This window comes from Natrialba taiwanensis DSM 12281, assembly GCF_000337595.1.
GTDB classification, from domain to species: Archaea; Halobacteriota; Halobacteria; order Halobacteriales; family Natrialbaceae; genus Natrialba; species Natrialba taiwanensis.
This window is the reverse complement of record NZ_AOIL01000050.1, coordinates 152,906-167,049: the sequence shown is the minus strand read 5'-3', so window position 1 is coordinate 167,049 and position 14,144 is coordinate 152,906. Positions and strand designations below refer to the sequence as shown.

At 63.9% G+C, this 14,144-nt stretch carries 10 protein-coding genes and 1 pseudogene; 9 read left to right on the top strand and 2 right to left on the bottom strand.

Translation table 11 applies throughout. The annotated features are described in order from the left end of the window. The first annotated feature begins 81 nt into the window (after nt 1-81). From C484_RS14735 to C484_RS14725, 3 genes are all read left to right on the top strand, one after another. Nucleotides 82-723 (top strand): ArsR/SmtB family transcription factor, encoded by a 642-nt coding sequence (locus C484_RS14735; RefSeq protein ID WP_006826700.1) that lies wholly within the window; start codon nt 82-84, stop codon nt 721-723. An 85-nt stretch (nt 724-808) separates the two neighbouring features. Next, nucleotides 809-1,783, top strand: coding sequence for a hypothetical protein (locus C484_RS14730; RefSeq protein ID WP_006826699.1), 975 nt, complete (start codon nt 809-811; stop codon nt 1,781-1,783). A gap of 25 nt (nt 1,784-1,808) precedes the next feature. Next, nucleotides 1,809-2,087, top strand: a complete 279-nt coding sequence (locus C484_RS14725) for a hypothetical protein (RefSeq protein ID WP_006826698.1) — start codon at nt 1,809-1,811, stop codon at nt 2,085-2,087. Nucleotides 2,088-2,188: 101 nt separating this feature from the next. On the opposite strand, the gene C484_RS14720 is transcribed toward C484_RS14725, so the two are convergent. Continuing rightward, nucleotides 2,189-2,890: a phosphoribosyltransferase gene (locus C484_RS14720; RefSeq protein ID WP_006826697.1), complete on the bottom strand. Its 702-nt coding sequence runs from the start codon at nt 2,888-2,890 to the stop codon at nt 2,189-2,191. Nucleotides 2,891-3,025: 135 nt separating this feature from the next. On the opposite strand from C484_RS14720, the gene C484_RS14715 reads away from it, so the two are divergent. The 6 genes from C484_RS14715 to metG all read left to right on the top strand — a co-directional run bounded on the left by C484_RS14715 (nt 3,026) and on the right by metG (nt 13,208). Beyond that, nucleotides 3,026-4,393, top strand: a complete 1,368-nt coding sequence (locus tag C484_RS14715; RefSeq protein ID WP_006826696.1) for a hypothetical protein — start codon at nt 3,026-3,028, stop codon at nt 4,391-4,393. Nucleotides 4,394-4,515: 122 nt separating this feature from the next. Further along, a complete protein-coding gene (gene thiC / locus C484_RS14710; protein ID WP_049915479.1) occupies nt 4,516-5,961 on the top strand; it encodes a phosphomethylpyrimidine synthase ThiC in 1,446 nt (481 codons plus the stop codon). Nucleotides 5,962-6,030: 69 nt separating this feature from the next. Further along, complete coding sequence (locus tag C484_RS14705) at nt 6,031-6,960, top strand: PhzF family phenazine biosynthesis protein (protein WP_006826694.1); 930 nt, start codon at nt 6,031-6,033, stop codon at nt 6,958-6,960. Nucleotides 6,961-7,092: 132 nt separating this feature from the next. Beyond that, nucleotides 7,093-9,444: a phosphoenolpyruvate synthase gene (ppsA, locus tag C484_RS14700; protein WP_006826693.1), complete on the top strand. Its 2,352-nt coding sequence runs from the start codon at nt 7,093-7,095 to the stop codon at nt 9,442-9,444. A 72-nt stretch (nt 9,445-9,516) separates the two neighbouring features. Next, a complete protein-coding gene (mfnA, locus tag C484_RS14695) occupies nt 9,517-10,737 on the top strand; it encodes a tyrosine decarboxylase MfnA (RefSeq protein WP_006826692.1) in 1,221 nt (406 codons plus the stop codon). Nucleotides 10,738-11,084: 347 nt separating this feature from the next. Beyond that, on the top strand, nt 11,085-13,208 hold the full coding sequence (metG, locus tag C484_RS14690; protein ID WP_006826691.1) for a methionine--tRNA ligase: 2,124 nt from the start codon (nt 11,085-11,087) through the stop codon (nt 13,206-13,208). Between the two features lie 567 nt (nt 13,209-13,775). Here the strand turns inward: metG and C484_RS14685 are convergent. Then, nucleotides 13,776-14,062, bottom strand: a pseudogene (locus C484_RS14685) (GYD domain-containing protein). Between the last annotated feature and the right edge of the window lie 82 nt (nt 14,063-14,144).

The window sequence follows — 14,144 nt, the reverse complement described above, 5'->3', positions numbered from 1 at the left end:
GCTGGAGTTCACAAACTCAAAGGAATCTTTGAGTTTCACGTACGAATATATCACCCCGGTGGAAACGAGACTGTAGGTACGATGAGCTCTCTCTTTCCGCTGAAACCATCATCGGCATTGGACGACCGCGAAACCGAGCCGAAACTCGTCGAGTTCACCGAGACGGAAGCCGAGCACATACTGTCATCCGTCTCGTCGACGACGGCGCGGACGATTCTCGCGATGCTCTACGAGGAGCCACAGACGGCGTCGGATATCGCCGATCGCATGGACGCCTCGGTGCAGAACGTCAGCTATCATCTCGAGCGGCTTGTCGAAGCGGATCTGATCGTCGTTGCCGGGACGTGGTACTCGAGCCAGGGACGGGAGATGGATGTCTATGCGCCGGCGAACGGTCCGCTGGTTCTGTATACTGGGGCCGAGCAGACGACGCCGTCGCTTTCGGGTGCACTGCAGCGAGTGCTCGGTGCGAGCGTGTTCGTGGGTCTCGTGAGTGCGCTCGTTCATACGCGGTGGAACGCGCCCCGGCCGGCACAGCCGAGGCTGCTCAGTACCGCACAGCCACCCGAGCCGACGCTTCGCGAGTCGCTTCTCGAGTTCGCAACCGGGCCCGGCGGGTTCGTGCTCGCGGCCGGACTGTTCGCGATCGGGTGTTGGGTTGGCTACTGGTACTGGATGCGGTATCGACCGGCGACGCGGCGACAAGCCGCTGTCGGCGAGTGACCGGAAGAATTCGAGCGACGAACGGGACTCAAAGACGGCTTTGAGTTTGGGATAGTGGGAAGGACCTCCCACCGAACGGGACTGTATGGAACGACGAACCGTTCTGGCATCGATCGGTATCGGAATGACGACTGCAGCGGCTGGCTGTCTCTCTGAAACGGACGCGACGGCCGATCCGGGATCCGAGTCGGAATCGAACCCGGAATCGGAATCAACACCTGAAGACGACCCCCGGTCGCTGGCGACGCAGGCGGAGTCCGCGCCCACCACCGTCGAGAGCGGGGCGACCGCGGATCGGCTCATCGGTGACGAGACGCTCGCGGACAGCGGCCTTCGGAAGCCGGTGCAAGTCGCCCTCACGAACCGAGCGAGCGAGACGCACACGCCCGCGCTCGTCATCGAGCGAAACGGAACGACCGTTCTCGAGGAATCGTTTGAACTCGGCGCGGACGCGGCGGTTCACGTCTCGCTCTCCGATCTCGACGAGTTCACCGTTCGCGCGACCCTCCCGGACGCCGACCAGGCTGAAACGGTCACCGTCGGACACGATCAGTTCGACTGCAACGCGACGACGGCGACCGTCGCCGTGCAGGACGACGGCACGCTCGAGTCGTCCGTCGTCTCCACGCTCATGGCCTGCCAGGGAGTCGTAACGACGACCATCGAACGCGACGAGACGAACTCGACGACCGTCGGAGCCATGCCGGGCGCTGGTGACCAGGAATCGGCCGACGCCCGACACGGAATCGTCGTTCACAACCCGACAGCACAGACCTGGACGACGCACATTCTGCTCGACGAGTCGTCCGATCCGACCTTCGACGGCGTGTACACGCTCGAACCGGGTGCGACCGCCGAGATCGAACTCGCGGAGAGCGGCGAGTACAGTCTCGACGTGACCGTCCTCGAAACGGACGCGACCGAACACGAACACATCGGCGCGACGTACTTCGATTGTAACACCTCGACGACGCAAGCTGAACTCGACGCGACGGGATCGATTGAACTCGCGACGATATCGACGCGAATGGCGTGCCCTGACGGCGAGTTCAGCGAGTAGCGTGACCCTGGGTAGGTGGTAATCGATGTCGACTCTCGTCGAATCAACGGACCGTTCCGTCGGGAAGCGGCTGCAGGAAACTGCCGTCGCCGGTGTGCGTGCGATTGCGTTCTGGATCGCGGTCGTGCTGCCGGTCGCGTACCTGCCGGTGCTGTCTACCCTGCTGTTTCCGTTTTCTCCGGCGGCTGTACCGCTCGATCCGTTCTTCGCGCTGGTCATATTGATCGCGATACACGGTAGCTGCGTGGTTCTCGGCCACGAACACACGCCCGGTCGCGGACGACACGTCTCGTCCATCCGTTGACGTGAGTGCGTATCCGTCAGTGGACTGCAGTACGGATAGCGTGAGTGTGGCTCACCGGGCTGGTGACTGCAATCGGAGACATCGAGGCGGTCGGCGAATCCCTACGAATCGCTACAAAGCGCCCACTGCCCGTGGTCGCGCATTTCGAGCAGTTCGCGACGTTCCATCTCCGAGAGAACCTCCGTGAGACGGTTCGGCTGGGCGATTTCCATCTCGATCCGTTCGATCCCGTGGAACTCGGTGAGATAGTGGCGCAGTTCCTCCTGCGAGAACGTCTCCTGGTCGGCCTGCTCCATCGCACTCGAGATCAGGTCGATCATGTCCTCGATGAAGTTCCAGGGGTAGACGACCCAGGTCCAGGTCTCGAGCTGTTCGCCGACGTAGTCCGGCTCGAACTCGCTCGTGCCGAGCAGTTGCAGGGTTGCAGTGCGGACCTCGCCGGCGTTTCGGTCCTCGACGTACTCGTATGCGCGTTTGATCGAGCCGCCGGTGTCGGCGATATCGTCGATGATCAACACGTCCTTGCCTTCGACGCTTCCTTCCGGCATCGGATACCGGACGGTCGGCTCGCCCGACTTCTCCGCCGTCCCGACGTAGTGTTCCATCTTCAGGCTCGTCAGGTCGTTCAGGCCGAGGAAGTCGCACAGACACCGTCCCGCGAACCAGCCACCGCGTGCGAGGGCGACGATGACATCCGGCTCGAACTCGTCGCGGCGAACGTCGTCGCTGACGTCGCGACAGAGGCTGTAAATGTACTCCCAGTTCGTAATCGTACAGTCGAAATCGTCCGGTAGATCGGACATCTGGTGGCCACCTACTCGGGACAGAATGGGGCGACCATTATAAGTGGGCTGAAAGACGCCTCGTTTATCCGCCTTAGATAATTGTGTAATAATATCCAGCTATATCTAACGGTATCACGAACGGTTACATGACCGATGCCCTCGACACCAGACTACGAGTTCTTACTCGAGTGTGAGAACGTGATCGGCGTCGACTACGACGAGGACGCAGAGCAACTCACGGTGTTCGTCTCGCAGAAGCGGCCGAAATCGGCGCTCGACGCCGCGGACGACGTGGAAACCCGCCTGGCCGATGCCGGGGACGACGTGGACGTGACCGTCGTCGACGCGGGCTACGACGAGACGCGCGAAGGGTTCGACGCAATGGACGCGAACACCGAGACGGAGACGGGACCGATCGAAGCGGTCCCCGAAGCCGCGCCTGGTCGGCAGGACCGCCACCGGCCCGTCCCCGGTGGCGTCAGCGAAATCAACGCCAATTCGACGGCCGCCACCGCCGGGCCGTATCCGGCCCGCGTCGACGACCCGGAGGCGTCGGCCGCGCGCTGGCGCGAAGACGTGGCCGCGGGCGACCTCGTCCGGTTGGCGAACAACCACACCTACGCCCGCTCGAACGCAGCCGAATTCGGCGAGCTAATCCTCCAACCCTCGCCGCAGGACGGCGGCACCGCCGACGACGACGCGGTCGGCGAACTCGTCGGCTACGTCCCGATCGAAGACGACGGGCGCGTCGACGTCGCCGCCCGCTCGGTCGACCCGACACAGGAGACGGCGACGTACTACGAACTCGACGAGTCGTGGCCGACCGGCGTCTACCGGGACGACTACGCCGATCTCCGGGGCGAAACGGTAACGAAAACGGGCCGCACGTCGGGCGTCACGAGCGCCGAACTCGAAGCCACGAGCGCGAGCGTCCGCGTGGATATCGGCGATCAAGAGCCCGCGTTGTTCCGCGAACAACTCGTCGCCGGGCCGCTGTCCGAACCCGGCGACAGCGGCTCGCCGGTCTTCCTCGACGACGGCGCGCTCGTCGGCCTGCTCTTTGCCGGCTCGAGCCAACAGACGATCTGTAATCGGATCGCGGCCGTCGAAACTGAACTCGGCGTCGAGGTGCTGACCGCCGAACCGGACGAAGAATCCGAGAGCGGCACTGGCCCGGAGCCGACGGCGTCCGTGCCGGTCTACACGACGACGATGGACCACACCATCGACGTGGATCTGGCGGTCGAGACGCCGTCGCCGACGCTCGACTCCCTCTCGTTCGACGGCAAAATCCGGTCGGGTGACTCCGTCGACGTGACTGCCACGATCACCGCCGCGCCGGGAACCTACTGGCTCGCGATCGATGGAGAACGAACGACAGTGACGGTTCCAGAAACGGAGCGCGAGGCGGAAAACGAAACGAGGACAGCAGCGGCGACGGTCACGGTTTCGATACCCGACGAGACCGACGACTCGCTGTCGCTTCGCGTTCGGGGCGGTCCGGTTGGCTCGCTCGACTAGTCGGTTGTCTCGTTTACGTTTCGACGCGCCATTATCACACACATCTGCTAGAGAGATCCTCTACCGACCAGACAGATGAGAGGGACAGTTATTTATAACTCGATAGTACAACCTAGTTATCGATGCCATCCACCCAGCTAGCAGCCGCCCGTGAGGGAACGATTACCGACGAGATGGAACGCGTCGCCGACCGCGAGAACCGCGATCCCGAGTTCGTCCGCCAGCAGGTCGCCGAGGGACAGGCCGTGATCCCGTCCAACCGACACCACGACGCGCTCGACCCGATGACGATCGGCCGCGAGTTCGCCACGAAGGTCAACGCCAACATCGGCAACAGCGAGACGACGAGCGACCGCGACACCGAACTCGAGAAGCTCCACACGGCGGTCCACTACGGCGCGGATACGGTGATGGACCTCAGCACGGGCACCGATCTGGACGAGATTCGGGAGATGCAAATCGAGCACTCGCCGGTCCCGATCGGGACGGTGCCGCTGTACGAGGCCGTCAAGCGGGCCGGAAGCCCCGAAGACATCACGACGGAGTTGCTGCTCGACGTCATCGAAAAACAGGCGAAACAGGGCGTCGATTACATGACGATCCACGCCGGGATTCTGGCGGAACACCTGCCGCTGACGGACGGCCGCACGACCGGGATCGTCTCCCGCGGCGGGTCGATCATGGCGAAGTGGATGGAAGAGCGCGGCGAGCAGAACCCGCTCTTTCAGGTCTACGACGACATCTGCGAGATTTTCGCCGAACACGACGTGACGTTCAGCCTCGGAGACAGCCTCCGCCCCGGCAGTATCGCCGACGCCTGCGACGAGGCCCAGTACGCTGAACTCGACACGCTCGGCGACCTGACCCGGCGCGCCTGGGAATACGATGTGCAGGTGATGGTCGAAGGACCGGGCCACATCCCGATGCACAAGGTCGCCGAGAACGTCGAGCGCCAGCAGGAGGTCTGCGACGGCGCGCCCTTCTACGTCCTCGGGCCGCTGGTGACCGACATCGCCCCCGGCTACGACCACATCACGAGTTCGATCGGCGCGGCGATGGCTGCCCAGGCCGGGGCGGCGATGCTCTGTTACGTGACGCCGAAAGAACACCTCGGGCTGCCCGAGGAGGAAGACGTTCGCGAGGGACTGGCGGCGTACCGGATCGCCGCCCACGCGGGCGATATCGGCACCGGTCGGGAGGGCGCTCGCGACTGGGACGATGCGCTCTCGACGGCTCGGTACGAGTTCGACTGGCGCGAGCAGTTCCGCCTCGCGCTCGATCCCGACCGCGCGCGCGACTACCACGACCAAACGCTGCCGGGCGACAACTACAAGGAGGCGCGCTTTTGCTCGATGTGCGGCGTCGAGTTCTGTTCGATGCGCATCGATCAGGATGCGCGCGAAGCCGGCGAAATGAGCGACCTCGAGACCGAGACGGATCTCGACGCCTCCCTGGCGGCCGAAGTTAACCTGCCGCCGGTCGGGACCCACGCCGGCAGCGAGGCGTCGGCGACTGAACTCGATTCGAGCGCGCCTCACTCGGAGGTCGAACCGTCGGAGAGCGACTGAACGGACGACGAGGACGATATCGGCACGACGAGTCAAAAGATCGAAGACTCCCCGAGCGTATGTCGGGATATGCCCACCGATTCTTCCGCCGGGAGCGCGCGGACGACTCGCGTCCTGCAGGTCGACGCCTTCACCGACGAACCGCTGGCCGGCAACCCCGCCGGCGTCGTGCCGGATGCGGACGACCTCTCGACGGCCCAGATGCAGGCCATCGCGGACGAGATGGCCCTCAGCGAAACAGCCTTCCTACAGGAAAGCGACGAGGCCGACTACGGCGTGCAGTACTTCACGCCGACCCAGGAGGTCGACCTCTGCGGGCACGCCACGATCGGCAGTTTCGCTCACCTCCACGACGAGGGCCTCGAGTCCGGCACGACGACGCTCGAAACCAACGTCGGCGTGCTCGACATCGACATCGACGCCGACGGGACGGTCTGGATGACCCAGGATGCGCCCCAGATCCGCGAGGTCGACGCCGGATACGACCGCGTCGCCGACGCCCTCGGCGTCGAACAGGCCGCGCTCGAAGGTGCGCGCGACGACATCCCGCTCGCCGTCTCCTCGACCGGCCTCCCCTTCCTGATCGTCCCGATCACGTACCTCTCGGACCTCGGCAACGCGACGCCCGATATGGGCGCAATCGAAGACCTCGCCGATGAGTTCAGCGCGGCCGGCATCTATCTCTTCACCTTCGACGCGCTCGACGCCGACTCGACGCTGCACGGACGAATGTTCGCACCCGGGGCCGGCGTCCCCGAAGACCCGGTTACCGGCACGGCCAGCGGCGCTGTCACTGCCTACCTCGATCGCTTCGGCGCGTTCGACGACGACCTGCCCGCGGAACTCCGACTCGAGCAAGGTCACTACGTCGACCGCCCCGGCTACGTCCGCGCTGAACTCGACGGATCGACAGTCCGGGTTGGTGGTCGAGGTGTAACGGTACTCGACGGTTCGATTGTCGTTCCTGACGACGACGAGGATGAGATTCTCGAGGCCTGAACCGTCCGCTTTGCTGACGGAAGCCGCGGCGAATTTCGCCGCTCTGCGGAAGTGTTTATTCGGTTCTGAGTAGCGAATCGTGCGGATCGTTCGCAACCTTCTTTATCGGGTCCCCTGTCCACACAACTACAGATGGCTGTACTCTGGCTGGACGAAATCAACGCCGGCGATCTCGAGAAGGTCGGCGGCAAAGGCGCCTCTCTGGGCGAGCTTACCGGAGCCGGGCTCCCCGTACCGCCGGGCTTCGTCGTCACCGCCGGGACCTACCGGTCGTTCATCGAAGCGGCCGGCATCGACGAGGAACTGTTCGCGGCGGTCGATGTCGACGTCGAGGATTCGGCCGCGCTCGCGGACGCCGCCGACCGCGCGCAGGAACTCATCCTCGAGACGCCGTTCCCCGAGGACCTGCGCGAGGAGATCCTCGAGTCCTACCACGAGGTCGGCGACGGGGACGCCTTCGTCGCCGTTCGCTCCTCCGCGACGGCGGAAGACCTTCCGGACGCCTCCTTTGCGGGCCAGCAGGAGACGTTCCTCAACGTCACCGAGGAGGCGCTGCTCGAACGAGTTCGGGAGTGTTGGGCCTCCCTCTTTACGCAACGGGCGATCTACTACCGCCAGGAGCAGGGCTTCGACCATTCCGCGGTCAACATCGCGGTCGTCGTCCAGCAGATGGTCGACGCCGAGAAGTCCGGCGTGATGTTCACCAGCCACCCCTCGACCGGCGATCCGACGATGATCATCGAGGCCGCCTGGGGGCTCGGCGAGGCGGTCGTCTCCGGGGCTGTCTCTCCGGACAACTACATCGTCAGCCGCGACGACCGCTCGGTCGATTACACCGTCGCCGAGAAGAAGGTGATGCACGTCAAGGACGAGGCAACCGGCGAAACCGTCGAGCGGGAGGTTCCCCAGGACGAACGAAACGCCCGCGTCATCGACGATGCGGAGATCGATACCCTCGTCGACCTCGGCGAACGCGTCGAGAACCACTACGACGATCCGCAGGACGTCGAGTGGGCGATCGCCGACGGCGAGGTCTTCATGCTCCAGTCGCGCCCGATCACGACGATCGACGACGAGAGCGCGGCCGACGCCGCCACGGGCTCGGGTGCCGGCGGCAGCGACGCAGCACAGGGTCTCACCGACGGCAGCGGCGGCGTGCAGGCGGCCAGCGGCAGCGACGCTGACGACTCGACCGCGGACGCTGGCACCGGCGACGTCATCGTCGACGGCCTCGGATCGAGCCCCGGCACGGTCAGCGGAGCCGCTCGCATCGTCACGAAACTCGACGACCTGGACAAGGTCAGCGACGGCGACATCATCGTCACCGAGATGACCATGCCCGACATGGTCCCCGCGATGAAACGCGCCGCAGGAATCGTCACCGACGAGGGCGGCATGACCAGCCACGCCGCCATCGTCTCGCGCGAACTCGGCGTCCCCGCCGTCGTCGGCACGACCAACGCCACGACCGTCCTCGAGGACGGCCGCGTCATCACCTTAGACGGCGACAAGGGCGCGATTCTCGAAGGCCAGGAAGTCGAACCCGAAGAGGAGACCGAACCCGTCGAGGAAGTCCGGCCACAATCACCGGTCAAACCAATGACCGCGACCGAGGTAAAGGTCAACGTCTCCATCCCCGAAGCCGCCGAACGCGCCGCCGCGACCGGCGCCGACGGCGTCGGCCTCCTGCGCATGGAGCACATGATCCTCTCGCTGAACCAGACGCCCGCGAAGTTCATCGAGGAACACGGCGAGGACGACTACATTACTGAACTCGTCGAGGGCATCCGCGGCGTCGCCGACGAGTTCTATCCGCGGCCGGTTCGCGTGCGAACCCTCGACGCGCCGACCGACGAGTTCCGCCAGCTCGAGGGCGGCGCGGACGAACCCGAGGAACACAATCCGATGCTCGGCTACCGGGGCATCCGGCGCTCGCTCGATCGCCCCGACGTGTTCGCTCACGAACTCGAGGCGTTCCGTCGGCTCTACGAGATGGGCTACGACAACGTCGAAATCATGTTTCCGCTGGTCAACGACGCCGAGGACGTCTACCGGACCAAGCGGCTCATGACCAAGGCCGGCATTGATCCCGAGAAGCGCAAGTGGGGCGTGATGATCGAGACGCCGGCGTCCGCGCTGGCGGTCGAGGAGATGGCCGACGCGGGCATCGATTTCGCCTCCTTTGGCACCAACGACCTCACCCAGTACACGCTCGCGGTCGACCGCAACAACGAACACGTCGCCGATCGCTTCGATGAACTCCACCCCTCGGTCCTGCGCCTGATCGGCGACGTGATCGAGACGTGTCGCGAACACGATGTCGATACGAGCATCTGCGGGCAAGCCGGCTCCAAGCCCGAGATGGTCCAGTTCCTCGTCAACGAGGGCATCAACTCGGTCTCGGCGAACATCGACGCCGTCCGCGACGTCCAGCACGAGGTCAAACGCGTCGAGCAGAAGTTGTTGCTGGATTCGGTTCGATAACCGCCCGGACCCGGAACGGGTTCGAAATCCGACAACGCAACTACTAAACCGCCGACAGCCGACGTACGTGATATGCAAATCGAGCCCCAAGCGTTCGACCGGGTGCTCTCGTCGATGTGTACGGAGCCCCACCCGGTCGCACGCGAGGCGGCCGAACGATTTCTCGCGACGAACCCCGGCGATCCCGGGACGTACCCCGCTATTTCGGCGCTCGAAGACGAGGCTATCGAGCGACTTGGCGAAATCGCCGGTCTCGCGGATCCAGCCGGATACGTCACGAGCGGCGGGACCGAAGCAAACATCCAGGCCGTCCGAATCGCCCGCGAACGCGCCGAGATGGCGACACCCACCGTCGTCATGCCAGAATCGGGCCACTTTAGCTTTCAGAAGGCGGCCACCCTGCTCGGGGTCGACCTCCAACTCGTCCCCACCGACGACGATCACCGGGCCGACCTCGACGCCGTCCGCGCCTGCGCCGACGACGACACCGCCCTGCTCGTCGGCGTCGCCGGCACCACCGAGTACGGCCGCGTCGATCCGATTCCCGAACTCGGCGACATAGCGCAGTCCGTCGACGCCATGCTCCACGTCGACGCCGCCTGGGGCGGGTTCGTCCTGCCGTTTACCGACCACGACTGGAACTTCGACCACGCATCCGTCGACACCATGGCGATCGACCCCCACAAGATGGGCCAGGCCGCGGTTCCCGCCGGCGGCCTGCTCGTCCAGGAGGATACTCTCCTCGACGAACTCGCCGTCGACACGCCCTACCTCGAATCGACATCGCAGGCGACGCTCACAGGAACGCGGTCCGGAGCCGGCGTTGCGAGCGCCGTCGCCGCGATGGACGAACTCTGGCCCGCCGGCTATCGCGAGCAGTATACCCGCTCGCAGGCCAACGCCGAGTGGCTCGCCGACGCGCTGACGGCGCGAGGCTACGACGTCGTCACCCCCGAACTCCCACTCGTTGCGGCCGACGTTCCCGCCGCGACCTTCGAGGCGCTTCGCGACGCGGGCTGGCGCATCTCCCGAACCGGCACCGACGACCTCCGCATCGTCTGCATGCCACACGTGACCCGCAAGATGCTCGAGGCGTTCGTCGCCGACCTCGACGACCTCGGCGGCCAACCAGGGACAGCCGGAACCGAAACCAGCCCCCGCCCGGCGGAGTCCGGACCGGCAGGGGCGAACCTGAACTCGACTCCCCACAGCGGCGGCTCCGAGACGGACCAGTCACGGACCTGCCGGAACGGATCGACACCGGGCAGTGCCGGCGACTCGAGTAGCGACTGACCGTCGTGACGAGAGCGGCGGGAGACGGCCGAATACTGAATCGAACCGGTCCGGCACACGTCAACGTTATAGAGCGCGACTGCGTACGTGTGCGTACGAATGACGACGCGTGCTGTCGACGCTGACTGTTCTCGTCCCATGCGGATGTAGCGACAGCGCCGTCTCCGGGTGGAGTGCCGCGAACGCGACCGGTCATACGGAATACAGGCTTCTCGCGGCGTCGAAACCCGGGTACCCGAGTTCAGCTGTTCGCCGGCTGTGTTCGCTGCTTGTGAGTGACAAGAAACGCGCCCCGGCGAGAAATCGAAACCGGCGGGTTTTACGCCCGCGACCGACTGACCACGCATATGAGCACTACCAACGACGACTTTCCGACGGACCGTCCCGCGGTCGTGACCTGCGGGTTGCCCTACGCGAACGGCGACCTGCACATCGGTCACCTGCGGGGATACATCGGCGCTGACGCGTTCAGCCGTGCGCTCGAAACGCTCGGCCAGGAGACAGCCTACGTCTCCGGGTCGGACATGCACGGCACCCCGATCGCCGTCAACGCCGAGCAGGAAGGGGTCGATCCCGAGGATTTCGCCCTCGAGTGGCACGAACAGTACGCCGAAACGTTCCCGAAATTCAACGTCGAGTTCGATAACTACGGCCACACCCACGACGAGACGAACACGGAACTGACCCGGGAGATCGTCCGGACGCTGGACGAGGAGGGGTACATCTACGAGAAGGAGATCCAGGTCGCGTACGATCCGGATGCCGACCAGTATCTCCCGGATCGGTACGTCGAGGGAACCTGTCCCTACTGCGGCGCGAAGGCCCGCGGCGACGAGTGCGACGAGGGCTGTCAGCGCCACCTCGAACCGGGCGAAGTCGAGGATCCGAAGAGTACGGTCACCGGGAACCCGGCGGAGTACCGCGGGCGCACGCACAAGTTCTTCGAGGTTTCCGAATTCGCGGACTTCCTGACTGAGTTCCTCGACGGACTGGAAGGGACCTCGAACGCGCGCAACCAGCCCCGACAGTGGATCGAAGAGGGGCTGCAAGACTGGTGTCTCACCCGCGACATGGAGTGGGGGATCGATTACCCGAACGGCGACAATGAGACGACAGAGGACATCGTCCTCTACGTCTGGGTCGACGCGCCGGTCGAGTACATCTCCTCGACGAAGCAGTACGCAGAGCGCGTCGGGACCGACGAGTACGACTGGCGGCGCGTCTGGGAGGACGACGGCGAGATCGTCCACATCATCGGCCGCGACATCATCCAGCACCACACCATCTTCTGGCCCGCGATGCTCGAGGGTGCCGACTACAACACGCCCCGCGCCGTCGCCGCGACCGGCTTCATCACGATCAACGGCAAGGGCCTCTCGACGAGTCGCAACCGTGCAATCTGGGCGAACGAATACCTTGACGAGGACTTTCACCCCGATCTGCTGCGGTACTACCTGACGACCACCGGCGGCCTCCAGCAGGACGTGGACTTCTCCTGGGACGCCTTCCAGGAGAAGGTCAACGGCGAGTTAGTGGGCACCGTGGGCAACTTCTGGTACCGCTCGCTGCTCTTTGCCTACCGTAACTACGAGGGCACTCCCGAGACGGACGTCTCCGAAGAGGTGTCAGAGCGCATCGAAGGCGCGATCGGCGACACCCGCGAGGCCGTCAACGACTACTCGCTCCGGGACATCGGGCAGGCCGCGACCCAGCTCGCCCAGTTCGGCAACGAGTACATCCAGCGCAACGAACCCTGGAAGCTCACCGACGACGACCCCGAACGGGCCGCACAGGTCATTCGCGACTGCGTCCAGATCGCGAAAGCCGTCGGCGTCCTCCTCGAACCCATCGCTCCCGAAAAGGCCCAACACCTCTGGGAACAACTGGGCGAGACCGGCGACGTTGCGGACGCTCACCTCGAAGACGCACTCGAGGCACCGCCCCGAACCTTCGACGAACCCGGTGAACTCTTCGCGAAGATCGAAGACGACCGCGTCGACGAACTCAACGAGAAACTCGCAGAACGCGTCGCGGCGGCGGGCGGCGATGAAGACGAAGGTGAAGGCGAAGAGACGGAAACCGAAACCGACGACACCACCACGGACGAATCGACTGCCATGGCAGACACCGACGCCCTCGAACCGCTACTCGAGGACCGCATCGGCTTCGAAGACTTCCAAGAACTCGACATTCGCGTCGGGCGTATCGAGTCGGCCGAGGGAATCGACGGCGCGGACGACCTCGCGAAACTCGAAGTCGACATCGGCTTCGAAACCCGCCAGATCGTCGCTGGAATCAAGCAACTCCACGACCTCGGCGAACTCCCCGGCGAGAAGTGCATCCTGCTCGCGAACATGGAACCCGCTGAGCTATTCGGCGTCGAATCCAACGGTATGATCCTCGCTGCAGGTGACGAGGCGGATCTGCTGACGACCCACGACGCCGCCGTCATCGGCGAAAAGGTGCAGTAGACGGCCGTTCGAGTTCACGGTCTCGATTTCGCTTCTGTGATCGCAATTGCTCACGCTCGCTTTCGAGACGACCTAGCGGCGATAACGGAAGCGACGCCAGCAGTACCGATCCTTGGTTACCGGACCCAGCATGAATATAAGAGTGACATGGGGACTAATATAGGAAAATTTTGGTCAAGGAGAACAGTAGCGCGTATATTGGGATTCGCTATTGGCATGAGTGTATCTAACATAATACACTCGCTAATGAATGTAACAAACACCATAGCAGAAATAACAATGTCAATTGTCTGTATATATGTGTTAGTCACTCTTCTAGAACGGACGATACCAATGGAAGAGACTACATAAGACGGGGGAAATAATGCGATTCAACCGCTGAACGTGGCTTCAATATCTTTGATAGCAGTTTTGAGGCCGACGCCGAGATCGTCGTCGACACCGGTTAGAAAATAGAGTCGATTGAGATTTTCGCCTGTTTTGCGTCCCGGTAATCGCCATCACCGTGCTAGGTGAGCAGCGGGTGCTTCTGCTTTTCGATCCCTCAATCCCCACTCTGATCCCCGATCACACCTCATCCACTAACTGCGAGAACTGCGACGTATCGATGAGCACCATCGTCTGCGCGTTCAATCCGTGGCAACGAAGCGTCAGCGCCGATTTGAACGCGGCCCCTCTGTCTCCGGTCTCGAAAATCGCAGAAAATCCTGCTCGCCCAGGACCGTGTACGCATTGCGTAACGCAGCGCCGTGCTGGTCGAACTCGGCTCTCACCTCGTCCCAAATCGATGCGAGTTCCCGCGCGTGTTGTACGTCCCGGTTCTCTAGTTCGATGATCGAGGCATGAGTTGGCATACCACGCCACTGCGCGTAAATACTGAACACGGTTGCCGTGGCACATAATGGGAAAGGATACACTCGGCCCCGAGTAAGTCAC